Here is a 25,741-nt window from a genome sequence, read left to right as displayed (position 1 = left end):
CACCATTGAACGGCGATCCGCCGAGGACGGCACTGAAATCACAGTCTCTTTTGTATGAATAAAGGAAAATGGTGCGATTATTCAATTCACCGGCCTGAAGATTCACCGCCGACCGCAACCGCTTTCAGTTTCCCGCGTCGCCCGATACCAGCCCGACTTCGCCGGTCGTGTAAATCCGTTATGGCACTGCGCGTGTCGCGGCGACGGGTCGCGTGCGTGGACGGTTTCGGGAAGGCGCGCGGGGCCGACCGTAGATCTCGACGAGAAGAACGACGCCATGTTCCAGAAGACGCTGGGCCTCAACGACTTCTCCCTCGCCGACGCCGACTACCCGATGGCAACCTGCAGATGGTGGGCAAGTCTTCCGCACCGATGTACCGCGGCGAGAACCCATCGAGACGGCGCTGGCACCGAGCATCGGCACGGTCAACCCGGCACTGACGGCCATGGCCAACGCACTGCGGCCTCGGCTGACCCCGATCAGCGTGGCGTCCAGGGCGCCCGCCAGCCGCCGAAGCCGGCCGGGACCTCGTCGGCCGCGGCCGGGCCCCAGCTGCCGGGCCGGTAGGAATGCACCGGCGGCGGCGCGTCGAGCAGCGGCTGCATGACCCGCCAGGTCTCCTCGACGCTGTCCTGCCGGGAAAACCGCGTGCTGTTCCCCATCATCGCCGCGTGCAGCAAGACCTCATACGGCGTCGGACCCTCGCCACCCTCCTCGGCGAACTCCATGTCGAGCTCGATCGGCGCGATCCGGGCCACGTCGGCACGACGCGCGTCGACCTGGATCCGGACGCCGGTCGACGGATCGAGCTTCAGCACGAGCTGATTCGGCTGCGCCGCATGGCCGGCCAGCCCGAAACCCAGCTTGGGCGGACGCTTGAACACCAACCGCAGCTCGGTCTGCGTCACCGGCAGCCGCTTGCCCGTCCGGATGAAAAACGGCACACCGGCCCAGCGCCAGTTCTCGATGTCGAGCCGCAGCGCCGCGTACGTCTCGGTGGTCGAATCGCGCGCAACGCCGTCGATATCGAGATAGCCGTCGTACTGGCCGCGCACGTAGTGAGCCGGATCGGCCTCTTCCACTGCCCGGAACAAGCCGACCTGCGACTCCTTGAGCGTCACCGGGTCGCCCCGTGACGGCGGCTCCATCGCGGCCGCCGCGACCACCTGCATCAGGTGGTTGACGACGACGTCGCGCAGCGCTCCGACCGGATCGTAGAAATGACCGCGGTCCTCGACGCCGAAGCTCTCCGCCATCGTGATCTGCACGCACTCGAGGTAATTGCGGCTCCACAACGGTTCGAGGATGGCATTCGCGAAGCGCAGGTGGAGGATCTCCTCCAGCCCCATCTTCCCCAGGTAGTGGTCGATCCGGAACAGCTGCGATTCGTCAATGTACTCGTGCAGCTCGTCGGCCAGGTCACGCGCGGACTGGCGGTCGTGCCCGAACGGCTTCTCGACGACGAACCGTGCGCCGGCGGCCAAACCGGCCTCCGACAGGCCCTTGACCACCCGTCCGAACAGGAACGGCGGGATCTCCAGGTAGAACGCCGGAGTCCTCGCACCCTTCACCGCGTCGCTCACCCGCTCGTAAATGGCGGGGTCGTTGAAATCCCCGCTGACGTAGGACAGCTTGGCGGCGAACCGGTCGAACACCGCCTTGTCGAGGTCGCCGGTCGCTTCGATCGACGACCGGGCCCGTTCGACGAGCCGATCGAGGGTCCAGTCGTCGGCCGCCACCCCGACGACGGGACACGTGAGCAGGCCGCGGGCTTCGAGCCGGTAAAGCGACCGGAAGGTCATCACCTTCGCCAGATCGCCGGTGATTCCGAAAACCACCAGTACATCCGCCGGCCTCGGCTGAGCTGTTGATGTCATCTCTGCCTCCACTTCGATCACGACCGCGCGGAACGCCCATTTCATGTCGTCCGCTCCGAATCTCCGGCCACAAGAGGCGGATCGTCCTCGAGCTGTCTGAGCACGCCCTGCGCCGAAACTGGTTGCGCTGGGTCGCGACGCCAAGTCCCACGCCGGGTGTACAACAGCACATGAACCAGCGCCGCGAACAGCAAGCCAGAGCGCCGAGAGACAACCCATCGCGGCCTCCGGTCGTGTTCCGGATCATCGTCACCGTTTTCGCGAAGGTCGGGCATCATCCATGGAGGATGAGCCGCACTGGTAAGCCAGTTGCCGCTCGACGCCGCGTTCTTGATTTCGGGAAGCACATCCAGCGTGCCGACAGCCTCCACCTCGGCGCCCAATGTCCGGTGCCGCAACGGCTTTCGCGGGCCATGCACCGAATGTCAGCAGATCGCATGATGTGCGCGAGATTCTCGACACCCGCGCCTGGCCACCCGGCCGGTCCGCGCGGTGGGGCGCCCTCGGTCGTCACCAGGACGAAGTTCCGCGCCCACGCCCATCTTCATCCGGCTTGGGGTCCTGCCGATGAACCGGCGCGCCTTCCGTTCGGCCCGCTGGGCGCACATTCCGTCCACGTCTTTTCGGGGTCACCCGGGGCAGGCGATGGCACGGAAACCGACCGTGAGCACCGTGAGACAGGGGTGCTGTGCCCGCGTGGTGGTCCGGTCGCGGCATCGACCCGGCGAAGGCCAACGATGAGGGGCACAGCATGGCGGACACGGCAGCGCCACCGCCGGCCGGCGGCTCTGCGGCCGCACCGGCCCAAACCGGTGCCGCGGCGCAGCTGCGTTCGCGCGCGTACGTGCGCCTCCTCGTGCTCGCGGCACTGATCGGTGTCCCGATTTCGGCGGCGGCGTACTTCTTCCTGCAATTCGTCGGTGCCGTGCAAGAGTGGCTGTACGCGGACTTGCCGCGCGCGTGGGGATTCGCGGGGCCGCCGTTGTGGTGGCCGGTGCCGTGGCTCGCGCTCTGCGGGGTGCTCGTCGCGCTGGCCGTCCGCTACCTGCCGGGCGCGGGCGGGCACGCACCGATCGGGGGGATCGAATCGGGGCAGCAGCCCACGCCGGTGGATCTGCCCGGGGTGCTCCTCGCCGCGCTGGCCACACTGGGGCTGGGCGCCGTCCTCGGGCCGGAGGCGCCGCTGATCGCGCTGGGAGCCGGGCTCGGCGTGGGCGCGACCCGGTTGGTCCGGCCGCACGCGCCGCAGCAGGAGGTGGCCGTCGTGGCGGCGACGGGGAGTTTCGCGGCGATCAGCGCGTTGCTCGGGTCGCCGATCATCGGGGCATTCCTGCTCATGGAGGCCTCGGGGCTGGGCGGCGCGACGATGGGGCTGGTGCTGCTGCCGGGCTTGCTGGCCGCGGGCGTCGGGACATTGCTGTTCATCGGCCTGGACTCGCTGACCGGGCTGGGACCCGCGTCGCTCGCACTGCCGCAGCTGCCGCCGTTCGCGCACCCCGACGTCGCGCAATTCGGCTGGGCGCTCGTCATCGGCGTCGCCGCGGCGCTGCTGGGCACCGGCGTACGCCGGCTCGCACTGCTGCTGAAGCCGCACATCGACCGGAACATCATGCTCATGTCACCGGTCGCAGGCCTCGCCGTCGCCGGACTCGCGATCGCGTACACCGCCACCGGCGGGGCGCTGTCGGACGTGCTGTTCTCAGGTGAGTCCTCGCTGCCCGCCCTCCTGGAGAACAGCGCGGACTACACCGTGCCAGGACTGGTGCTGCTGCTCGCGTGCAAGTCACTCGCATACGGCGTGTCGCTGTCCGCGTTCCGTGGTGGCCCGGTCTTCCCGTCGATGTTCCTCGGCGCGGCCGGCGGCATCGCACTGTCGCACCTGCCGGGGCTGCCGCTCGTCGCCGGGGTGGCGATGGGCATGGGCGCGATGTGCGTGGTGCTGCTGCGGTTGCCACTGACGTCCGTCCTGCTCGCCACCCTGCTGCTCTCCTCCGACGGCCTCGCCGTGATGCCACTGGTGATCGTCGCAGTCGTCGTGGCACACGTGCTGGCGGCGTGGCTCGCCCCACGACCGTCACCCGAGCCGGAAGACCCGGCGGCCGAATAGCCCGGACTTTCGCCCACCTGCGAAACCAGCAGCCGACGGCGGCGGGCCGACGGACGCCTGCGACCGGGCGCACTCGTCAGGTCGAAGCGGCGAGTTCACCGATGGGCACGGCGATATCCGCGTCGAGCGGGCAGGTCCACAGTGGACGGCCGTCGGCGAGGGCGGCGACCATCGGGTGAGCGTGTGTCCGTTCGGGACAGCGCGGCCAGTCGACGCTGTGTCCGGCGGGCCTGAGGTTTTCGAGGATCAGGTCCTGTACGAAGTCGGCCAGGGCGCGCAGCCGCTCGGCCGGACGCGCGGCCTGGTCGAGGGCGAGGACACCGATCTCCTCGCCGTCGACGCGCAAAGTGGCGAGCAACCGCGGGTCCCCGGCCATACGGTGGGGATCCCCGGCTTCGCCCCGCAGACCGGCGGCGAGCAGGTCGTGCCGAACGGGCCGGAATTCCTCGACGACGTACTCGGTCTCGTCACCGGTCTGCATTTTCGGGTTACCTCAGATGCTGTACGTGCAGTTCAGGTAAGCGTAGCCACCTTCGGTGGGGTGCGCCGCGGAGTGCCAGGTGAACAGGAACGAGACGGTCGCGCCTTTCGGCATGGTGTAGGTGCCGCCGCCGACGACCTGGAACTTGCGTGGCAGCGGTCCGTGGAACTGGTAGTTCCACGGCTCGGTGTGCGGCGCGTATACGTTGGCCTGGTGGTTGTTCGCGTAGATCTGGGCCGACATCACCACCACGCCGAACCGGGAGTTCGGCGAGGTCAGCTTGACAACCCACGGAATTCCGGACGTCGCCGACGACTGCACGGTGATGTTCGCTGTGCCGTTGGACGGAAAAGTGCCGTGGCAGGCCGGGTATGCCGCGGCCGCGGACGGCCGGGCCGCGGGCTCCGGGCGAGCCCCGGTCGTGTCCTGCAGCGCCTGCACGAGCTGCCGGCCCTCCGGGCTGTCGAGGGCGCCGCCACCGGCGGGCGCGCCCGCGTCGGCCAGGCTGTGGAGCACGTCCACGACGTCGGTCCCAGCCGGCGCGGCCACGGCCGGAACAGTGGTCAGCACGAGACCGCAGGCCACGGCGACGCCCGTGGCCACGGCGCGAAAAGCACGCATGGATGATCCCCCTTTATTTGGTTGTTCCCCAGTTCCCAGGTAGTTGATCATAGCCGCGAAGACCATCGCGACAGCGTCAAGAAATCTTTACGCGCCTTCGATCCCCTGCCGAAAATGTGAATCCTGGTCGGAAATACGTCGGCTCGTGCCCGTAACCGGCTGGTGCGCGGAATAGTCGCTCACCCCCATCGATTCGGGCGCCGGGGCTCGTGGTCGCCATCCGCGGCGGCCAATTCCCCGGGGAGCACGATCGACTGCGCACCCGTTAGCGCCGTGCATCCGGTGGTGTGCCCGCGACCCCGGGCACACCACCGCAGTTCAGGCCTTGGTGGGCCGGCGCTGGTCGAGCAGGGTCAGGCGCTCGCTGACGCGCCAGAGCTTCCCGACCGCTTCGGGCTCGACCGCGGCCGACGCGGCCTTGGCGGGGAGGCGCCCGTCGTAGAAGCAGCCGTTGAGGACCTTGGCGTCGGGGTCGGCGAGGCGGGCGACGACCTCGGCGCCGTCACTCACCGGGCGGCCGCGGTAGCTGTAGTGCGGGAGCATGCCGGTCGCGATGATGCCGGGGTGCACGCTCACGGCCTCCCGGATCCGGGGCGCCAGCTCGGTGAGCGCGGCGGTGAACATCGTGAGCGCGAGCTTCGACTGTGCGTAGGCGGCTCCGCGGTTGTAGCGCCGCTTCCAGCTCGGGTCGGTCCAGTTGATCCGGCCGCCGCGATGCAGCGACGAGCTCACATTGACCACGCGGCCGACGGGCGACCCGGCGAGCCGGTCTTCGAGCAGCCGGGTCAGCAGGTACGGCGCGAGGTAGTTGACTTGGAAGGTCTGCTCGTGGCCGTCCTTCGTGACGACTCGGTGATGGGCGCCGCCGATGCCGGCGTTGTTGACCAGAACGTCAAGGCGCGGGTAGGTGTCGGCGACCGCGGTGGCGAGGTCGGCTACCTGGCGGAGGTCGGCGAAGTCGGCGACCGCGGGGTCAAGCCGACGCGGGTCGACGCCGGAGTTCACGAGCCGTTGGCAGGCCGTCGATCCCTCTTCTTCGTTGCGTGCGTGTACGACGACGGTGGCGTCCCCGGCGGCGAGCAGCCGCGCGGTTTCGTAGCCGATGCCGTCGGTGCTTCCGGTGACCAGGATGACGCGGTTTTCGGGCATGGTCCATCCACAATGGATTCGGGGCGCGGGGCGCCGTTGGATGTGGTTCGTCAGCCGGCCATCACCTCGGGCACGGACGCCGAGCGTCAGGCCGGCGACGGATCAGGTGGCCGGTCGTCGTGGCGCACCTCAGCCACGTGCGCGCGAACGCCATTTCTGCCCATGAAGTGGAGCGAATCCCACCGAACGGCCCCAGGCAAGAAAGAACCGGGCGAACTTACGGCTTTCCAGCAGCACCGGACGCCCGCGCGGCACGGATGTGCCGTCGCCGCGCCAGGCGTAAGAGGCACGCGAAGAACCACGGCGGAGCCGTCAACGAGCTGTGCCGGTCTCACTCCCGGACCGTCCACAAGGGTCATGGTCGCAGGATCGGATCACACGGGAGCGCCATGCCAGCAGACCCCGACCCCCGGATCACGAGCCGGATTCCCGGACAGCGCGCCGGAAGCGTCCTCATCAGTCACAACAGCCACGACGGCTCCATCTGCGTGCTGGTCGCGCCCGACGGCGCCGTCGTCGACCTGCGCATCACCGAGTCGGCTGCGCACCGCCCGCCCGGGCAGCTCGCCCTGGACATCCTCGGCTGCATCCACGCCGCCCAGGACGCGTTCCGCGGGATCGCGCCTTCTGACACCTGACCGCGCGCCTCGCCACCGGAGACACCCGCACCGTCCGGCCGGAAGTTCCGGTACCTCACTCACGGCGGCCCGGCTTGCGCCCGGCCCGGTTCCGCCGGCCGGTGTCCAGCCACCGCTGCGCACCGCGGAGAACAAGCGCGATCAGCAGAAAACCACCGATGAGCATCACCGAGTATTCAAGGCCGTTCACGGCTCACCCTCTCCCGTGCCGCCCGGGCAGCGCAGCCTGCAGTGTGTCCCGCGGTGCGCCGCCGGCAGCCGGCGACCACGCTTCCTTGACGCTGCGTGGCCCGAAGTTGACAGTCCGCTGAGCCCGGCGCGCCACGCGGGGTCCGCTCCGGCCCTCGGCCGCGGGTGTTCTGCCGTAAGGTTTCCCCCGGGCGCGCCGGGAAGTCTGGTCGGCAACGAACACGGACGAGAGGCCGATCATGCGCGGGGTCGAAACAGTGCTGTTCCTCGTCGTGATCGCGACGGTCGTGGCGACCTTCGCGGTCCGGCTCCGCGTGCCCGCGCCCTCGTTGCTCGTCGTCGCGGGCGTGGTGGTCGGCCTGCTGCCCGGAGTCCCTGCGATCACGGTGACTCCCGATGTGATCAGCCTGATCGTGCTCCCGCCCCTGCTCTTCGCCGCCGGGGAAGAGCTGCCCTGGCGCGATCTGCGCGCCGTGGGCCGCCCGGTCGCGACGCTCGCCGTCGGCTTGGTGCTGCTCTCGGCGGCGGCCGTGGTCGGCGTGGCGGTGGCGGTGACGCCGATGCCGGTCGGCATGGCATTCGTGCTCGGGGCGATCCTCGCCAGCACCGACCCGGTCGCCGTCACCGCCCTGGCGCGGCGGCTCGCGCTGCCGCCGCGGGTGCAGGCGCTCATCCAGGCCGAGAGTCTCTTCAACGACGCGACCAGCCTGCTGCTGTTCCGCGTCGCGTTGTTCATGGTCGTCGCCGGGGGCGCCGTGTCCTGGGGCCGCACCGCGGGTGAGTTCGCCCTCCTCGCCGGGGGTGGCCTGATCGTCGGCGTGCTCATCGCGGCCGGCGCGTTCGTCATCCGGCGGCGCACCGAAGACCCGGTGCTCGAAGCCGTCGTCTCCCTGGTCACGCCGTATGCGGCGTACGTGCTCGCCGAGTCCGTCGGCGGGTCGGGGGTGACCGCGGTCGTCGTGGCGAGCGTGCTGCTGGGCACCCAAGCGGAACGCCTGACCACGGCGCGGATCCGGATCCAGGTCGGCGCCGTCTACGAGACGGTCGTGTTCCTGCTCGAAAGCGTGGTCTTCGCCCTCATCGGGCTGCAGCTGCCCGCCCTTGTTCGGCGCGTCGCCGGGAGCAGCCCGTGGTGGCTGCTGCAAGCGCTCGCGCTCGCCGTCACCCTCGTGCTCGTGCGCCTGGTCCTGGTGTTCGTGCTCTCGGCACTGCGCCAGCGCCGCAACGGACAGCCGGTTTCGTGGCAGGTGCCCGCGGTCGTGTCGTGGGCCGGCGCCCGCGGCGTGGTCCCGCTCGCCGCCGCACTGTCACTCCCGGTCGTGGCACTCGACGGTTCCCTGCTGCCGGCCCGCGACCTGGTGCTCCTCCTGACCTCCGCGGTCATCGTGATCACCCTCGTCGTGCAGGGCTTCACCCTCGCCCCGCTCGTCCGCCGGTCCGGCATCGCTCTCGACCCCGCCGACATCCGGCAGGAACAGAACCGCGCGCGGCTCCGCCTGGCCGAAGCCGGGTTGAGCCACCTCGAGCACCTCGCCGAAACCGAGTCCGCGCCGGCCTTCGTGCTCGACCAGCTCCGCAGCAGCTGGCGAGCCCGCATCGACCGCATCCGCCTCGACGAGGACACCGAACCCACCGACACCACCCGCTACGACCTTTACCGCACGCTGCGACGGGAAACGCTCGACATCGAAGCGGCCGAACTCACGCGGCTGTTCGACCTCGGCACGATCACCGACACCACCCGCCGCCGCATCCAGCGCCTGCTCGACCTCGAACACGCCGGCCTGGGCGACGACGAACAGCCGTGACCCCCGGCGACAAGCCGACCCGCGTGCCGGGCGCAGGCTCAGCAGCAGTGTTCGCCGCGCCAGGCTTCGCGGCCCTCCTTGACCGCGACCGCGGCGATGACGAGGGTGACGACGGCGTCGGCCCAGGACTGGCCGAACAGCGAGTTGAGCAGCAGCCCGACCAGCAGGACGCCGGACAGGTAGGTGTCTGCTTGGAGTCGGCGACGGCGCTGGCGGACCCGAGTTCGCGGCCGGCACGACGCCGGGCGTAGAACAGGAACGTCATCACCAGCAGCGACAGCGCCGCCAGCACGATGCCCACGTTGGAGTGCTCCGCCGGCTCCGCGCCGAACAGGCCACGGGTCGACTCGACGCTCACGTAGGCGGCCAGCGCGAAGAACGACAGCGCGATCACCTTCAAGGCGGCGCGCTCGCGGGCTTCCGGATCGCGGCCGGGCATGTGACGCGTTTTAAGAGGGCGGCGCCGGACCGCGTTGTGCGGTCCCGCCAACCTGCACATCCAGCGATCATCTCGGTTGAGGACTTCACCGCGGTCCAGCTGTCCCGTCGCTCTCGTGCCGCCGACGGGCTCGAAACGCGGCGCAAGCCCGAACGCGGCCCGAAAACCACGAACTGGACGCACGCATTTCGCGGTCGAGTTCGGTGCGCGCACTGCCTGCGCAAGATGGAAGGAACACCGCGGAACAGTCGGGGACCAGCGCGACACCACCGTGGAAGCAATGCTGGAAGTGGCCGGCGACGTCACCATTAACCCAGAGCGCACGACTGACCCCCAGCGCCGTCTCACCCAGGCCAAGACACGGCTGACGCAGGCCGTCGAAGCGGGCACAGATCCGATGGCGCCGATCGACCCGGCTCAACCGGGCAAAGGAAGAACGCGACGCCGCAGAGGAAGAGTTGGCCCGGACTCCCGCAGGCGCGTCACTGACACGCGGCGATGTCGAGCCGCTGGTCGACTCCCTCCGCGATGGCGGTCGGCAAGTACTCAACGCCAGCCCCGCTCGGCTGCAAGAGCTGTCCGAGGAGATCGGCCTGGAACTGGCCTATAACGCAAAAGAGCGGATCGTCGATGTGACCATCCGCCCACCCCGTAGGGCTAAAGCGCGTTCGAGAACCGAGTTGGCCCGTAACCCCACACTGAGTTTCGCCACTGACCTGAAGCTTTCGTGACACCGTCGGCCACCGAAGCGCTCCGATCTGCTGCTCGATCCGGCGACCGACGGATGGCGTGGGCGCCCGTCAGGGACACGATCATGTCCGTCGGGCACCATCTGCCGGCTAGGCAGGCCCGCACCTCCGCGGGCGTACGTCAGCGGAGTTCCGCCGTCGTCAGCATTCGGATCTGTGCCGCCGTCCAGGAATCCGCCGTCCACTCCGTGGCGAGGTTCGTCATCGCCGCCGCCATCGCGCGCAAGCCCACGCCGGCCAACGTCGCTGCGGTGTGCTCGGCTCGGGTGCGTAACGTCGGGGGCGCGTGCGAGAGGCCTCGGTGCGCTGCCTCCGCCAGCACCGACTCCGCCGCGGTCAGCGCCGTGCGCAGCGGGTCCCGATCCACTGTGGGCGGTGGCCCCAGCAGCTCGATGCGACCGTCGGCGGCCAGGTCCGGGACCAGCACTCCGGCCTCCGTGCGCACCGCCAGCGGTTCGATCAGCAGCTCGCGGCCGGCTCGACGCAGCGCACCGCTGAGTTGGGTCGGGCCCGAGGCCAAAGCTCGGTGCAACGCGTCCAGGCGGCCCGGGCAGATTCCGCTGTGGGTGGCGGTGATCCGGGCCCGCGCGCCCGCGGCGTCCGCGATCACCGCGTCCAGACGCTGAGCGCCCGGGTGGTAGCCCAGTTCGCACACCTCGGCGATCTCCACGACCGCGATGTCCTCGGCTTCGACGCGCGGGCGGACCAGCTTCGGTGGCAGGTCCGCCAATTGCTCGGCTGCTGCCGCGAAGTCGCGGACCACCGCCGGCAGGTCGTCCCACGCCGCGCCGACCGGGGTCACCGACATCGTGCCGATCCGGGCCGTGCCCAGCCTCAATGCGCGGCTGGCGCTGCGCACCGCTGTTTCGGACACCACGTTCGACGTGGCCAACGCCCCCAGCGTCGTGCCCGCGATCCGGCGGCCGGCCAGTTCGTGCCCGGTCACCGTTTCCTCACCGGTGTCCCATCGCGTTTTCAGCACCAGCACCGAGCTGTCGCCGGCGAAGTAGACCTCTGCCACTCGCTCTCCTGGCGCACCCCGCACCCGCGCCCCCAGCGCGATCAGCCGGATCCTTCGCAGCCTCGTCTCCGCCTGTTCGTCCGTGCCCAGGACCAAAGCCGGTGCGCCAGTCGCCCGGAACCGCGCCGGCAGTTCCGCCAGCAGCTCCGCGCACCGCTCCATCCGGTGCTTGGCGCTGCGGGCCGCGTAAGCGTCCAGCTGCTCACCGAGCTCCGCCATCGCCGCCGCGGGCCAGCGCAGACCGGACTCTCCCAGATCGTCGGCGATCCGGCCGATCGAGGCGCGCAGCACCGGGCTCGTGTTCGCGACCCCCTCGGACAGCACTCGCGTGACGACCTCGAGCGCCGGCCCGGACGCTACCCATGCTGTGCTCGGGCCGCCGACCGCGAACCGGATGTCATCACCGGCCAGGCCGCGCGTGTCGGCCTCCCGGAACGCCCACACCGCGATCGCGACCTGCTGTGCCCGGTCCGTCGCGTCGGTATGCGCGTAGCCCAGCTCGCCCGGCACCAGGAACCGGACGGTCGCCGTGGGCAGTTCGGCCACTGCCACCGGATCCGTCGCGGTCGCCCGGCGCAGCCGCACGGCCAGCCCGGCTCGCCACCCGCGGCGGGCCGCCGTCACTGCCCGCCCGCCGAATTCGGCGGTCAGGACGTCGTCGCCGACCTCACCCGGCGACCACGCCGTGAACTCGGGCGCCGCGGCGGGCAGGCGCTGGTAGCCGAGGACGACCGCGATCCTATGACGGCACACGCCGGGGGCGCCGCAGGTGCACGCCGCGCTGTCGAGTGCGCCTTCCGGCGGGAAGACGACCTCGATGCCGTCGGCGAACCGGCCGCGCACCTCACCGCTCTCCACGGCTTCGACGACCGGGCCGTGACCGGCGTCGAGGTCCTTCTGCGCGCGCTTGACCAGGCCGCGGTTGGCGAGTGCGGCCAGGGCGTCCGGGGTGAGCGCGAGGAGGTCGGCCCGCATCAACCGAGCCGTTCCGCGACGAACTCCGCCAGCATCCCGGGCGTCATCGCGCCGACGTGCGCGCCGACGTCAGCCAGCCGTTGTGCCAGCGCGCGGTCGTACACCGGGCTCGCTTCCTCGTCCAGCGCGGCGAGCGCCAGCACGTGCGTGCCCGCTTCGGCGAGCTTGCGCACGTCGTGCACCAGCCGGTACTCGTCGCCGCCCTCGAAGAAGTCGCTGACCACCACGACGATCGCGCGCCGCGGGTTCTCGATGAGCCCGGCGCCGTAGGCGACGGCCTTCGCGATGTCCGTACCGCCACCGAGCTGGACCTTCATCAGCAGCTCGACCGGGTCGGTGACGTCCTCGGTGAGGTCGACGACCGCGGTGTCGAACGTGACCAGGTGCGTCTTCAGCCCGGGCAGGCCCCAGAGGCACGCCGCGGTGACCGCCGAGTGGATCACCGAGCCGGCCATCGACCCGGACTGGTCGACGAGCAGGATCAGCTGCCACCGCTCGAGATGTTTGCGCGTGCGGGAGGCGAATTTCGGGCTGTCGATGAGCAGCCGCCGCTCGGCGGGCTGGTAGCGCCCGAGGTTCGCCCGGATCGTCCGGTGGAAATCGAAGTCGCGCGCCTGCTTGAGGCGGCTCGGGCGCCGCGACCGGGTGCCGGTGAACGACTGGCGGAGCTCCGGGGTCAGCCGTCGTAGCAGGTCTCGCACCACGGCTTCGACCAGCTTCCGCGCCATCGCCAGGAGATCCGGGTTCATCAGGTGCTTGGTGCGCAGCACCGCCCGCAGCAGCGCCGGGCTCGGTTCGATCCGGGCCAGCACGTCGGGGTCGGTGACGATCTCGGTGATGTCGTAGCGCTCCACCGCGTCGCGCTGCAGGCGCTCGATGGTCTCGCGCGGGAACAGCCGGTGCACGTCGTCGAGCCAGTCCACTGTGGACAAGACGGACGCACCTGAGCCGCCGCGCACGTCCCGCTCGGCCAGCTCTTCGTCGCGGTCGTAGAGCCACGACAGGGCCGCGTCCCGCCGCGCACCGGCAAGGTCGAGTCCGCCCGTCGCCGGCTCCGCCGGCTGCCCGAGGATCAGCCGCCAGCGTTCGAGATCGGTCATGCCAGCCCCTCCCGGGCCAAGCGGGCGTCCACCCGGGCCTCCAACGCCATCGCCTCGGCGACCACCAGCGGGTCGACCCGGCCGGGTCGCACCAGGCCGCGCCCCGATCCGCGGAGACCGCGGCGGGCCAGTAGCCGCTCGGCGATCCGCTCCCGTTCGGCGGGCGGGAAGTAGCCGAAGGCCAGGCGCAACGCCGGCAAGGCGATCAGGAACTCGGCTTCCGTCAGCTCGCCCACGAGCTCGTCGAGCGTGCCCAGCACACCATCGGACTCCAGCACCTCCTCGCGAGCGAGGCAGAACAGCCCGGCGAGCCAGTCGCCGATGGTGTCGGGTGCGGCCATGTCCCGCACCGCGGCCCGGGTCCGTTCCGGGTCCGGGGCCCTGCCCAGCGACCAGGCCAGGCCGGTCGCGGCGCCACGTAGGTCGGGCGGCACGCCGGCGTCCGCGGCAACGCGGGTGGCGACCGCGGCGGCCGTCGCGCGGTCCACTGTGACGACGTGCTCGGCGTGACGGATCGTGTCGCGCACCGCCACCACCGCGGCGAGCCGGCGCGGCTCCGCAGGGACCGGGCCACCGCGCACGGCTTCGGCCAGCCACAGGGCCCGGTTGACGCCCACCCGCAACACCGCGGCCGCCGCCGGGCTGCCCGCGAGACCGAACAGCTCGTCGTGGCGCCACAACGCGAGCACCGTGCCCAGCGCACCGCCGAGCGGCGCGAGGTCGTCCGCCCGGCCCACCTCCGCGACCAACGTGTCCACAACGGACTCGGGCAGGGCCGGAACCCCGCACAGCGCCGCGTCGAACAGGACGCCCGCCAACGTGGGCAAATCCGCGCCGGGCATGCGCTCGTGCAGCACCGCCAACGCCGCTTCGGGCAGCGTCGCGCCGTACGCGGCCGCCTCGATCAGGGCGGGCAGGCGGGCGCCACCGGGGGTCAGCCGCCAGGTCTCGACGACCACGGGATCCGCGCCGCCGGCCGGACCGGACTCCCGGTCGAAGCCGGGAATCCCCAGCAGCCGCAGGCAGTGCAACACCCGGCTGGCGCGCCGGCCCCGTGCGCCGGTCAGCTCCAGCCGGACCGGACCGGCGCCGTCCAGGCCCAGCTCCGCCAGTTCCGCCGCGACCCGGCCGGGCAGCGGCGGCGCCGGCGTGTCCGCGTGCAGCCGGCCCACGCGTTCCCCGCTGAGCGCGGCCACCATCTCGACCACGACCGGGTGGGCGCCCGGCTGCAGCGGTCCGCGGACAGTCCACGGCGGCGGCTGGGTCAGGTCGTCGGCGACCAGGGCTCCGAGCAAGCCGTCGAGAACGTCGACCCGGGCGGGGTGGTCGTGCCCGCGCAGCTTCGCCAAGCCGTCGGCGAGCGTGCGGGCCGCGATGAGGTCCGCTGTGGACACCGGCTGGCGCCGGTCGCGCAGCCGCTGGGCGACGGCTTCCAGCAGCCCCTGACCGGCGCCGGCCAGACCCCGCTCCCAGAGCAGCTGGTAGTAGCCGGGCGAAGGCATGCCTGACTGGTAGCCGGTGAACGCGTCGAGCCGCTTGTGCGAGTACGGCACGAGGTAACTCGCCGCATCGGGCCGCCGCGGCACCTCGGGCCAGGCGGTGCCGCCACTCGCGGCCAGCCGCCGCACCGCCGCGGTGTGGAACCCGCCCGTGACGACCAGCACCGGCCGCTCCCCCGCGTCGGCGACCGCAGCGCGAACCCACGAAGCCATGTAGTCCTCGCGCTCCTGGTCGCGCTCGCTCGCCTCGGCGTCCCCTCGCACGAGGTCGAAGTACGCGCTCAGCCGCTCGGCCAGGTCCTCGTCCGGAGCGGCTTCGAAGAGGTGGTCCCAGAGCGCGTCGGGGTTGTCCACCGCGAACTCCGAGCAAAGCCGGCGGGTCACGTCGGCATAGCGCAACTCCGCGTCGGCGTAGCGGTTGTCCCACCCGTCGAACGCCGGATGCCAGGCAGGCAGATCGATGAACCGCACCTCGGCCCCGGCCTCGGTGCCCGCCGTGAGGGCGATCCACTCGGGTGAGTGATCGCAGAACGGCGACCACGACGAACGGGTGCGTTGCTCGTCGCGGTAGCTCGTGTGGATCGCGATCGGCAGCTCGTGTCCGAGCAGCAGTTCACCGAGCCGGTCGTTGACGTCCGACGGCCCTTCCACCAGTACATACGCGGGCCGCAGTGCGGCGACGGCCGACGCCACCGCCCGGCTGCACGCCGGGCTGTGGTGCCGCACGCCGAGGAAGACCGCTCCCATGCCCCGCTCTCCTTCAGCCCGGCAGCAGGTGCCGCGCGTGGTGCAGCTCCTGCCAGGTCTCGGCGCCGCGGCGGGCCGCGTGCTGTTCGAGGTAGCGGCGCAGCCGCGCCAGGTCGTCCGCGTTGTCCTTCGCCGCCGTGCCGGCCAGGCAAGCCACGACGTCGGCCGGAGTATCCGCTTCGCCGCGCAAGTACCAACCCCGCACACCGACCGCGTGCGCGACCGACACCGCTTCGGCCGTGCTCATCACCGCCGACACCCGGTCGCCGGCCGATCCGCCACGCAGCTCGCGGAAGGTGGTAACCAGGACCTCCAGCACATCCCGGCGTGGCGGGGCCTCGACCCCGGACCGGGCCAGCAGCGCGGTCGCCTCCTGCTCGACCAGATCCAGCTCGGTGCCGAAGTCCGCGATCGGGAAGACGGTCTCGAAGGTGAACCGGCGCTTGAGGGCCGCGCTCATCTCGTTGACGCCGCGGTCCCGGGTGTTGGCCGTGGCGATGACGTTGAATCCTTCGGCGGCGAACACCATGCCCGCTTCCCCGGGCAGCTCCGGGATCGCCAGCACCCGCTCGGACAGCAATGACAGCAGGCAGTCCTGCACCTCCAGCGGGCAGCGCGTGATCTCCTCGAACCGCACGAGGGCGCCCTCGCGCATCCCGCGCAGCATCGGCGCCGGCACCAGCGAACGCGTCGACGGCCCTTCGGCGACCAGGAGCGCGTAGTTCCACGAATACTTGATCTGGTCCTCGGTGGTGGCCGCGCCGCCTTGGATGGTCAGCGTCGAATCCCCGCTGACGGCCGCCGCGATCAGCTCCGACAGCAGGGACTTCGCGGTGCCCGGCTCACCGACGAGCATCAGCCCGCGACTGGTGGCCAACGTGACCAGCGCACGGTCGATCAGCGACGGGTCGCCGACGAACTTGCGCCCGATACCCCGGGCTTCGTCGCCGACGATGAACCGGCGCGCCGCCGCCAGGCTGAGCGCCCAGCCCGGAGGACGCGGCGCGGTGTCCTGCTCGCGCAGCCGAGCCAGCTCGTCGGCGTAGCGGGCTTCGGCCGGCGGCCGCTGCGGGTTCGCGGTCACCGGGTCAGCCCGTTCAGCTCGCCGAGGAGTTCGGAGGCCGTCACCGGGTCGAGCTCGCCGAACCGCCGGCCCTCACCGGACCGCCAATGACTGCCGCGTGCCTCGTCCAGCCAGATCTTGCCGAGCTCCTGCTCCGGCTCCCAGCTCACGTCACCGGCCGCGATGCCCGGGGAAAGGTCGACCACCACCGCGGCGCCGCCGGGGGTCGGACGCAGGATCCAGCACTCCACCCCGGCGTCCTGCGGCTCGCCGCGCACCCAGCCGCGTTTCGTCAGGCCCAGAACTTTGCCGACCGGCACCTTCAAGCCCTCGAAGCGCTTGAGAGTGGTCGCGGCCCGCTCGGCGTCGTCCAGCTCGGCCACCGGGCGGCCGAGCTGCGCGAAGGGCTGCAGGATCTCGTAGTCGGCGAACACCTCCGACCACGTCGCCAGCTCCGCTCCCAGCTCCAACGGGTGCGCGATGCCCACCTCGGCACCCGGGGGCAGCACGTAGACGTCGTCCTCGGCGTTGGCGTACGTGCGGTCCTCCGCGCAACGGAACGTCTCGCCCGCCGTGGTGCGCCAGACCAGCCGCCGCACGATGTGCCAGAGCAGCGGGTGGCCGGCGAGCAGTTGCTCGAACTCGGCGACGGGCCAGCGCCGGCTCAGCACCATCGCCGCCTCCAGCCGCGCGATCTGGTCGGCGGCCACGGTGCGCACGTCCTTCTTCAAAGCGGCGAACCGCTTGTACTCGGCCTCGGCCAGCTCGGCGTCGTCCTTCGCGCCCGGCTTCGGCAACGCCTTGCGGGGCTTGCCGTCCTGGTCGGTGACATACGGTTTGAGCTGCTCGTCGAACCCGACGACGAACCGGCGCGGGCCGTAGTCGATCACCGCCGTGGCCGCTTCGTCGAGCCCCAGCGTCGGGACCAGGCGGTCGGCCAGCTGGTCGGCTGACAGGCCGAGCGCGTCAGCGACGGCAGTGATCTTCTCTTGCGCCTTCACCTTGAGCGCCTTGAACTTCACCTTCTGCGCGATGGAGTTCAAGTGCGTCAGCGCGAGGTCGGTGCCGATGCCGGCGAGCACGTCGAGCGCCGCGGTCGCCCGCGCGTGCCCGCCCTCGCCAGGACACGCGCGGATCAGCGGGCTCAGCTCGCGCACCACGGCGTCGTCGCCCAGCAGCGCCAGCGCGGTCAGCACCCAGCCGTCCTTGGCCGGGAACCCGGCGCCCTCCCACCCCCGGAACAACGCCCACGCGAACTCCGCGAGCGACCTCGGATCGCAGGTTTCCCGGACGTACGGCACGCCGGCGTAGGTCTCATCGGGCCGGCACAGCGCGAGCATCGTGATCACGTGCCCTGCCGCGGCGTCCGGCAGTGCGTGACCGTCCTCGCGCAGCCGGATCTGCGGCAGCGTGACGGGGTTCGCCCAGGCGCCGGGCACCGGGATCCGGGCGGGGAGAACCTCGAGCGGATCGGTGGCCAGCAACCGGCCGATCGCCTCGGCGGCCTCGGGGCCATGGCCCGCTGCAGCCTGCGCGACGACCTCGCCGTTTCCTTGCCGAGCCAGCTGGCGCAGCGCCGCCTCCGCAGCGCGCCGCCGTGCCCCGGCCGGCCCCAGCGCGGGCGGGACGAGGTACCTCGCTGCGTCGTCCGGGTGCCGCCCCAGCCAGGCCGAAGCGACCGAGCGGGCCGACTTCAGCCGGACGAACCAATCCGCCACCAGCTCGGCGATCTCCGGACTCGACAGAGGCAGGAGCAGTTCGCCGTGGCCGGGGTGGGCGGTCGCCACCGCGACGATCGGCCGGTAGGCGAGCAGGCCGTGCCGGCCCAGCAGCAGCCGACCCCAGCTCTCGGCACTCCAGACGTCCGTGGGCCGCCAGTGGGGCAGGTTCTCGGCCACCCACGCCGTCGGGCCGTTGACGAACAGCCGCCACTCGGACCACATGTGGCGCCTTCCGGCCTCGTACGCGGCGATCTCCTTCGACCAGTCCGTTCTTCCGCCGGGCCGGAGGTCGCCCGCCCACCTGGCTTCTTCACCCGGCTCCCACAGGAGTTTCGGCTCGGCGTGCGCCTCGAGTCCGCTGAGGACAGTGGGTTTGCCGGCCGCGCGCTTCTTCGTCCACGGCGGAGTCGCCAAGACCCGCGGCAAAGCCGCGAGCGGAGCCTCCGGCAACCGGTCGGCGTCGGACATCGCCTTCTCCACCGCCGCGCGCTGCTCGTCCGGCAGCCGCGGAAGCGCTTCGGCGACGATGTCCGGGTGGGTGCGCACATGACCGCGCAGCAGGAACCCGGCGGCGTCGGCGGTTTTCGTCCGTCCGGTGGCGGCTTCGGCCAGCATTCGAACGGCTCGCGCCGGGAAGCGCGCCATCGCCTCGGCGACGACCGGCGCCACGTGCTTCTGGCCCAGCCGAGCCACGAGCAGCCCGAACGCCGGGTCGGTGGGCAGGCCGGCGAGGAAGCGCAGCATCTCCTTGCGCGAGTCGCCGCCGTTCGGATCGCCGTCGATCGCGCGGGCCAGCGACGGGGCGATGGCCGGCCCCAGCGCGTCGGTGACCGTGCAACGGACACTTTCGTCGGCGAACTTCCAGTTCACGGGATCGCCGTGTACAGCGGCGACCTGCTCCGGGGTGCTCAGGGACAGCAGAACCCCTTCCCAGTCGAACTGGTAGGGGTCGACACCCTCGATCTCGGCGATCAACTCGTCCGTCCAGTCGGTGCGCGTCGGGACCAGATAGGACGCGACGACCCGGGCCGCCAACTGCGTACGGTTCGCCGCGAGCGCGAGCGTCGCGGCCTCGTAGTCGGCCTCGGCCGCCGCGGCGAGGATCGATCGCAGCCGCCGGAACAGCGGGTGCATCGTCACGTGCAGGGACGTCCGGGAACCGGTGTGCAGCCGCACCGCCGCCGGCCCGTAGTGGCGGTGGTCGTCGATCCGGGCGGCCGCGGTTGCCGCCCGGACGGCGAAGGCAAGACCGTGGCGCAGAACCCAGGCGTCAGCCAAGCGCCAGGTCCCGTGCCGCTCGTCGCTGTTCCAGCTCAGGCCGTCCACGCGCAGGATCGCCAGCGCACCGGCACCCAGCTCGTCGGCCTCCCCCGCCCGCGCTCGACGGACACCCGCGACGACCGCCGCGTCGCTCTCTGGCATCCCGAGCGCCTCCTCGGCGCGCGGATCGAGCTGCTCGAGCACGGTCTGCCAGTAGCCGGCCGCACCCTGGTCGAGCTCGACCTCCTTGCAGAACCAGCCACCCCGCCGGACGTGCACGTACTGCTCCCAGGCCGGCTCCGGCCGGAAGCTCGTCTCGTCGGCGCCCGATCCGGGTTCGGGCTGCCTGCTGTCGCTCACCTGTGTGTCCCCCAGTCGTCCGAGTGATCGACCGCAGACTACGGGGAGGCCCCGACAGTTTCGGTCGCGTCGGCTGGTGCACGGCCGAACTCAGTGTCTGCCGGTGACATCGCCGCCGAGCATGCGGTGCCTCCGGGCGCCGTGGCGACGAGCGCCATGGACAGGCTCGGCGGCCACCGCGCTGCTCCCTCGACTGCGAAGAACCACTTTGTCGAGGATTCCGGCCGCGGCAATCCGCTGGCAATGAATTCGTTCATGAGAAAGACATTCAACAATCCTCACTCACCGCCGCTACTTGAGCTTGAAGCCATACCGCTCCCCTGGCGTCGTCGCGCTGACCGTAAGCCGGATCGCGTGAGTCGACTGACCTAGACATGCCTGTGCCCGGTGTGGCGTTCACGGCATCTCCGCAGGCTCGCCCTGTCGGTGGGCAGCTTGTCCACGCGAGTTACCGAGCGGGTCGCCGGCGCTGTCTGGCCACGGTCTATACGTACGTGGACGCCGTGAACTGACCCATGATCGCGGCGCTCGAGCGCAGTGGCGCGAAAGCCGAGGAATGGCACAGGCGGTTGTTCGCGCGGACGATGGCGCGCGGATCCGCGGTGTAGCGACATCGGAAGGGGCGATCAGCTCCTCGGGGTCGTCGCGCAGGTCAGCCACGGTCCGGCGAGTGCACCGTGGCTCGTGCGGGCGTACGGCGATCAGCTGCGTCCCGAAGGCGTGGGCGCGACGGCGAGTTGCCGGTAAGGTGGGGATGGTGCCGACGTGGCGATTGCGGGACTTCCACGACGACGATCTGGACCGCGTCATCCAACTTTGGGATCAGGACCGGCAGGCGGACGATTCGCCTCCGGTGTTTCCGATTTCGGAGGTCATCGACGCGACCCGGACCGGCGAGCTCGTCGTGGTCGCGGCAGTCGGCGATGACGTGGTGGGTATGGCAGTCGCGCAGGCTCGGGGAGAGCGGGCGTGGATCGTGGGGGTGGCGCTCGCCCGGTTGTGGCGCAACCGCGGGATCGGCAGCTCCCTGGTCGGCGAGCTCGAGCGGCGACTGCGGGCGCAGGGGATACGCCGGATCAGCGCGCTGCTGCCTCCCGGCGCGACGGGAGCCGCGGCCCTGGAAAACTCCGGCTATCTCGCTCGCACCGGGTTGGTGTTTCACGAGAAGGTCGAGCATCTCGGTGCCAGCGACGCCGGGCTGCTCGCGGAGCTCGGCGGGCGGGTTCTCCCGCGAGGCCTGTGGACCGATCTCGCCGGGATGGAGCAGGAGAAGGAAACCATCGAGCGGCGGATAGTGCTGCCGCTGGCCGAGCCCACCGTGGCAGACCGGCATGGCGTCACGCCACCGAAGGCAGTCATTCTCTTCGGTCCGCCAGGCACCGGCAAGACGAGTTTCGCCAAGGCCGTTGCCTCCCGGCTGGAGTGGCCGTTCGTGGAGCTGTTCCCTTCCAGGCTCGCGTCGGTGGGAGCAGGGGGTCTGGCCAATTCACTGCGGGACGTGTTCGCCGATCTGGCGGGGCTCGAGAGCGTTGTGCTGTTCATCGACGAAGTCGAGGAGATCGCCGGCGTCCGGTCCGGGCTGGCCGTTGATCCTGGCCACGGAGTCACCAATGAGCTGCTCAAACTGATCCCCGGCTTCCGCGACCACGACAACCGCTTGCTGATCTGCGCCACCAACTCCGTCCGCTCTCTCGATCCGGCGTTCTTGCGCCCGGGCCGGTTCGACTACGTCATTCCGGTCGGCCCCCCGGACCCGGCGGCGCGGGCAGCGATCTGGCGGCGCTACCTGGGTCCCACGGCCGAGAGCGTCGAGCTGCGCCGGCTGGTGGCGGCGAGCGAGATGTTCACGCCCGCCGACATCGAGTTCGCCGCCCGCAAGGGTGCTCAGGCCGCGTTCGAACGCGAAGTCGTCCACGGCCACGATGCCCCCGCCAACACCGAGGACTACCTCGCCGCCATCGCCGACACTCGCCCCACACTCACCGACCCGGCCATCACCGAGTTCCGAGAAGACATCGAGCAGTACGTGCGTATGTGATCGTCGCGATCCCACAGACAGTGCCCACACGGGGCCCGGTGCGTTCTCCGCGCACTTGATCGGACACAAGATCATTTGTAAGGACTCCATGGGCTTCGCGCTGCTGGTCTACGCCTCCACGTGGTTCAAGCGCTACTACCCCGCCGCGTTCTGCGCCGGCCTCCTGCGAGCCCATGGGCTTCTACTCACCCCATTCCCTGGTAACCGACGCCCGCCGTCACGGCGTACGCACCCACAACCCCGACCTCGACCTCTCGCTGCCGCGCGCCACCCTCGAACCCGACGAGGACTCCGGGGGCGGGGTGGCGATCCAGCTCGGGCTGGCGGCGATTCGCCAGGTCGGGTAGGACGTTGCGGAACGGATCGCCGCCGAACGCGACGCCGGCGGCCAACAGGCACGCGGTCGGCTGGTGTGGTCGGCGAAGTCTTCGATCGCGTGGGCGGGGGCGGGATGGGTGTTTCCAGCCTCGTATGGACTGTTGCTGAGCAACATCGGGAGAGGTCAGCCCTGCGGTCGACTTCGGGGTCGGTGACCGAGCCGAGGCCGGCGACGCGGCGCAGCCGGCCGTCAGCAGCAGCGCGGCCAGCATCGCGCCGCGCGACACCGTGAACGCCTTCATACCGGCCAGCGTGGTCTTCCGTGGCGGCGGCGAGCCGAACACGTTACAGGACGTCAGTTTCACGATCACTATCCGGCGAGCCCGAAGCCCCCGGCGACCAATCCCCGAAAAAGCAAAGTGACGAATAAAACAGGTAATCTGGGAGTTAAACAGGTAAGCTATGGGCAAATTGATAGCTGATCGAAAAAGCCGCGGACGGCCACTGTGCTCGATCGGCGGTCGATTTCACACGGGCAGCGTCCACGACTAACGTACATCGTCGATTTGGCCGTATTGATTGATTTGCCGTCTTTGAATGTGACATGTACCCGTCTGACCTTGTTCTGATGGCGTGCCGTAACCCGCTGGACATCCCTTTACTCCGCCAGAGCAATCATGCGTTCGGTGCCGCGCCGCCTTGGGGTTGTTTAGTTCCCGGAGTCCCCTCCGAACATTTGTTCTGTGAAAGGAACGATGGTGCAAGTTCAACGACGACGGTCTGCGGCGCGCAAGCGCTGGACGATCGCCGGCTCTGCCGTGGTCATGCTCACGGTCGGCGGCGTCGCGTCCGCCGCGGTGGCTCACGTCCCGGACAACCCGTTCGGCACGAGCATGCTCGGCCGGCACGACGCGGCCGGGCGGATCCTGACGTCGGACAATCACTGGATCTCCCCGTTCGGAGCGCGTGCGGCCACGTTCTCCGCGCAATCGATCGGCAGCGCCATCAGCCCGGACGGTTCGAAGGTGGCGGTGCAGACAGGGGGCGACAACTCCGGTACGCCGTCGATCACCATTCTTGACGCGGCAAGCGGTTCGGTGCTGCAGACGTTCGGCGGTACCGGTGTCGCGGCGCCGGTGTACTCGCCCGACGGCTCCGCACTGTATGCCGCCACGACTGCCAGCGTCCTGAAGTACGCGGTCGGCTCCAACGGCATGATCACCAACCCGACCGCGCCGGCGAAGCTCGCGCTGCCGGGCGGGTCGTTGCCGTACGGGCTGACGCTGTCGGCCGACGGCGCGAAGCTGTACCTCGCGCTGAGCGGCAGCAACAAGCTCGGCGTGGTCGCCACCGCCACGAACACGCTCACGGCCCAGGTGGCGGTGGGGAATGCGCCGCAGGCCATCACGATCGTCGGGAACAAGGCGTTCGTTTCGAACCGGGGCGGCCGTACCGCCGTCGCCGGCGACACGACCAACAAGTCCGACGGCACGAACATCGTGTCCGACCCGGTGACCGGCGCTTCGACAACCGGCACCGTCTCGGTCGTGGACCTCGGGACCAACGCGGTCGTCGACACCGTCGACGTCGGTCTCCAGCCGACGTCGCTGACCCAGCACGACGGCGCCGTGTTCGTCACCAACACCAACAGCGACACCGTCTCGGTCATCGACGCGGCCACGCACAAGGTGACGCAGACCGTCAACGTCGAGCCGCTGCCCGGGATCCAGGTCGGCGCGTCGCCGAACTCGATCGCGTTCACCGACGCGAAGCACATGCTGGTGAGCGTCGGCCGCGACAACGCGATCGCGCAGTTCGAATACAACGGCCCCCGCAGACCGGTGAAGTACCAGGGCCTGATCCCGACCGACTGGTACCCCGACCAGGTTCAGTTCGACGCCAAGCTGGGCAAGGTCATCGTCAGCAACCAGCAGGGCATCGGCACCGATGGCGCTCCGCAGACCTACGCCTACAAGGGCACCCTGACCTCCTTCGCCATGCCGGATGGCCGTCAGCTCACCGACACGACCCGGCAGGTGTTCAGCAACAACGCCTGGGACCACCCGGCGCAGGCGGGGAACGAGCAGTCGGACGCCAACGGCCACGGCCGGCTGACCGCGATCCCGCGGCAGCACGGTGAGACGTCGCCGATCAAGCACGTGTTCATGATCATCAAGGAGAACCGGACCTACGACCAGATCCTCGGCGACCTGGGCAAGGGCAACGGCGACCCGTCGCGGACCAGCTTCGGTGCCGCTGTCACGCCGAACGAGCACAGCCTGGCGAACACCTTCACGACGTTCGACAACTTCTACGACAACGGCATGCTGTCGGCGGACGGCCACAACTGGCTGACGCAGGCCGAGCCCAACGACTACCTGGCACAGGACGCGGCCAGCGCCTGGGCCCGCAGCTACCCCTACAACGCCCGGGACGCGCTGGCCTACCAGCGCGACGGATTCATCTGGGACGCCGCCGCACGCGCCGGCAAGTCGGCGCGCAACTACGGCGAATACGAAGCCATCGCCAGCGGCAAGGCCGGCTCGTGGCAGCAGTACTACGCGGACTCGCAGATCCTCGAGGGCAAAGCCACCGGCGACCTCCCGGTGGCGATGGACGCGTACAAGTCCTACTCCGACGTGCCGTCGAACAACGCCATCAGCAACCCGAACTTCCCGCAGTTCAACCTGGCCATCCCCGACCAGTACAAGGTGGACGTCTGGGAGCAGGACTTCAAGAAGGCCGAGCAGACCGGTGATCTGCCGGCTCTGACGACCATGTCGCTGCCCAACGACCACACCGGCGGACCCGCGACCCCGCGGGCCCAGGTCGCCGACAACGACCTGGCCGTCGGCCGGATGATCTCCGACATCTCGCACAGCCGGTTCTGGAAGGATTCGGCCGTGTTCGTGTTCGAGGACGACACCCAGGCCGGCACCGACCACGTCGACGGGCACCGCGCGCCGTTCTTCATCGCCAGCCCCTACGCCGAGCGCGGTGTCGTCAACAGCGAGTACTTCACGCAGGTCAACGCGGTGAAGACGATCGAGCAGATCCTCGGGATGCAGCCGATGAACCAGGAGGACCGCGCTGCGACGCCGATGTTCAGCGCGTTCACCGACAAGCCGGACTTCACCCCCTACGCCACGGTGGCCAACCAGATCCCGCTCACCGAAGGCGTGAGCAACCTGATCCCCGTGACTCCGGCGTCGGGTTCCCTGGCGGCTCAGGCGAGCGCGGTCCCGGCCGTTCCCGCCGGCCGGCAACAGACGGCCGATGCCTGGGCCAAGTGGCACCAGGACGAGGCGATGCCGAAGCTCACCGGAGAGCACGCTCAGGTCGACGGAGTGAACCAGCCGCAGCTGGGCCGGTACGACTGGTACACCTCGACCGGGTGGACCAAGCCGTTCCCCGGCGATGACAAGATCCTGCGGCCTGACGAGGTTCCCGGCCGCTACCTGTTCAACGGAGACAACGAGTAAACAGTCTGCCGTATCTGGGTGTCGGCCGGGGCCCGCAGGTGGGCCTCGGCCGACACCTCTGCGCACAACGAGCAGGGTGCCTGACGTCGCATCTCGCG

At 70.4% G+C, this 25,741-nt stretch carries 16 protein-coding genes and 1 pseudogene; 5 read left to right on the top strand and 12 right to left on the bottom strand.

From position 1 onward, the window contains the following. Positions 1–480 precede the first annotated feature (480 nt). Positions 481–2,022, bottom strand: coding sequence for a glucose-6-phosphate dehydrogenase (gene zwf, locus ACQPXB_RS22645; protein WP_432855563.1), 1,542 nt, complete (start codon positions 2,020–2,022; stop codon positions 481–483). 607 nt (positions 2,023–2,629) lie between these two features. On the opposite strand from zwf, the gene ACQPXB_RS22640 reads away from it, so the two are divergent. After that, the gene (locus ACQPXB_RS22640) at positions 2,630–3,985 is read left to right on the top strand and encodes a chloride channel protein (protein ID WP_432855561.1); all 1,356 of its coding nucleotides are present in this window, start codon (positions 2,630–2,632) and stop codon (positions 3,983–3,985) included. Between the two features lie 76 nt (positions 3,986–4,061). Here the strand turns inward: ACQPXB_RS22640 and ACQPXB_RS22635 are convergent, their stop codons facing one another. The 3 genes from ACQPXB_RS22635 to ACQPXB_RS22625 form a co-directional block, all read right to left on the bottom strand. Further along, positions 4,062–4,466, bottom strand: a complete 405-nt coding sequence (locus tag ACQPXB_RS22635; protein WP_366589344.1) for a hypothetical protein — start codon at positions 4,464–4,466, stop codon at positions 4,062–4,064. A 12-nt stretch (positions 4,467–4,478) separates the two neighbouring features. After that, positions 4,479–5,087 carry a hypothetical protein gene (locus ACQPXB_RS22630; RefSeq protein WP_366589346.1) on the bottom strand — a complete coding sequence of 203 codons (609 nt, stop codon included), beginning with the start codon at positions 5,085–5,087 and terminating at the stop codon, positions 4,479–4,481. 318 nt (positions 5,088–5,405) lie between these two features. Next, positions 5,406–6,236: an SDR family NAD(P)-dependent oxidoreductase gene (locus tag ACQPXB_RS22625; RefSeq protein WP_432855556.1), complete on the bottom strand. Its 831-nt coding sequence runs from the start codon at positions 6,234–6,236 to the stop codon at positions 5,406–5,408. Positions 6,237–6,625: 389 nt separating this feature from the next. Between ACQPXB_RS22625 and ACQPXB_RS22620 the strand changes: the two genes are divergently transcribed. Next, positions 6,626–6,874 carry a hypothetical protein gene (locus tag ACQPXB_RS22620; protein WP_366589352.1) on the top strand — a complete coding sequence of 83 codons (249 nt, stop codon included), beginning with the start codon at positions 6,626–6,628 and terminating at the stop codon, positions 6,872–6,874. Between the two features lie 55 nt (positions 6,875–6,929). Here the strand turns inward: ACQPXB_RS22620 and ACQPXB_RS22615 are convergent, their stop codons facing one another. Then, positions 6,930–7,064, bottom strand: a complete 135-nt coding sequence (locus ACQPXB_RS22615) for a hypothetical protein (RefSeq protein ID WP_432855553.1) — start codon at positions 7,062–7,064, stop codon at positions 6,930–6,932. A 238-nt stretch (positions 7,065–7,302) separates the two neighbouring features. Between ACQPXB_RS22615 and ACQPXB_RS22610 the strand changes: the two genes are divergently transcribed. Continuing rightward, positions 7,303–8,871, top strand: a complete 1,569-nt coding sequence (locus ACQPXB_RS22610; RefSeq protein ID WP_432855550.1) for a Na+/H+ antiporter — start codon at positions 7,303–7,305, stop codon at positions 8,869–8,871. A gap of 38 nt (positions 8,872–8,909) precedes the next feature. Here the strand turns inward: ACQPXB_RS22610 and ACQPXB_RS22605 are convergent. The 6 genes and pseudogenes from ACQPXB_RS22605 to ACQPXB_RS22580 form a co-directional block, all read right to left on the bottom strand. Further along, positions 8,910–9,304, bottom strand: a pseudogene (locus ACQPXB_RS22605) (cation transporter); the annotation flags it as partial. 876 nt (positions 9,305–10,180) lie between these two features. Then, positions 10,181–12,055 carry an SWIM zinc finger family protein gene (locus ACQPXB_RS22600; protein WP_432855547.1) on the bottom strand — a complete coding sequence of 625 codons (1,875 nt, stop codon included), beginning with the start codon at positions 12,053–12,055 and terminating at the stop codon, positions 10,181–10,183. Next, positions 12,055–13,155 carry a VWA domain-containing protein gene (locus tag ACQPXB_RS22595; protein WP_366589363.1) on the bottom strand — a complete coding sequence of 367 codons (1,101 nt, stop codon included), beginning with the start codon at positions 13,153–13,155 and terminating at the stop codon, positions 12,055–12,057. Before ACQPXB_RS22595 ends, ACQPXB_RS22600 begins: the two co-directional genes overlap by 1 nt. Further along, a complete protein-coding gene (locus tag ACQPXB_RS22590; RefSeq protein WP_432855544.1) occupies positions 13,152–15,401 on the bottom strand; it encodes a DUF5682 family protein in 2,250 nt (749 codons plus the stop codon). The genes ACQPXB_RS22595 and ACQPXB_RS22590 overlap by 4 nt, the downstream gene beginning before the upstream one ends. A 13-nt stretch (positions 15,402–15,414) precedes the next feature. After that, a complete protein-coding gene (locus tag ACQPXB_RS22585; protein WP_432855541.1) occupies positions 15,415–16,485 on the bottom strand; it encodes an AAA family ATPase in 1,071 nt (356 codons plus the stop codon). Beyond that, complete coding sequence (locus ACQPXB_RS22580; RefSeq protein ID WP_432855538.1) at positions 16,482–19,805, bottom strand: DUF4132 domain-containing protein; 3,324 nt, start codon at positions 19,803–19,805, stop codon at positions 16,482–16,484. Before ACQPXB_RS22580 ends, ACQPXB_RS22585 begins: the two co-directional genes overlap by 4 nt. 754 nt (positions 19,806–20,559) lie before the next feature. Here ACQPXB_RS22580 and ACQPXB_RS22575 point away from each other — a divergent pair. Beyond that, positions 20,560–21,843: an ATP-binding protein gene (locus ACQPXB_RS22575; RefSeq protein ID WP_432855535.1), complete on the top strand. Its 1,284-nt coding sequence runs from the start codon at positions 20,560–20,562 to the stop codon at positions 21,841–21,843. A 185-nt stretch (positions 21,844–22,028) separates the two neighbouring features. On the opposite strand, the gene ACQPXB_RS22570 is transcribed toward ACQPXB_RS22575, so the two are convergent. Beyond that, positions 22,029–22,526: a hypothetical protein gene (locus tag ACQPXB_RS22570; protein WP_432855532.1), complete on the bottom strand. Its 498-nt coding sequence runs from the start codon at positions 22,524–22,526 to the stop codon at positions 22,029–22,031. Between the two features lie 390 nt (positions 22,527–22,916). Here ACQPXB_RS22570 and ACQPXB_RS22565 point away from each other — a divergent pair, with 390 nt between their 5' ends. Beyond that, a complete protein-coding gene (locus tag ACQPXB_RS22565) occupies positions 22,917–25,643 on the top strand; it encodes an alkaline phosphatase family protein (RefSeq protein WP_432855529.1) in 2,727 nt (908 codons plus the stop codon). Positions 25,644–25,741 lie beyond the last annotated feature (98 nt).

It is taken from the genome of Amycolatopsis sp. CA-161197, from assembly GCF_050942255.1.
Lineage (GTDB): Bacteria > Actinomycetota > Actinomycetes > Mycobacteriales > Pseudonocardiaceae > Amycolatopsis.
This window is presented reverse-complemented; position numbering and strand designations above follow the sequence as displayed.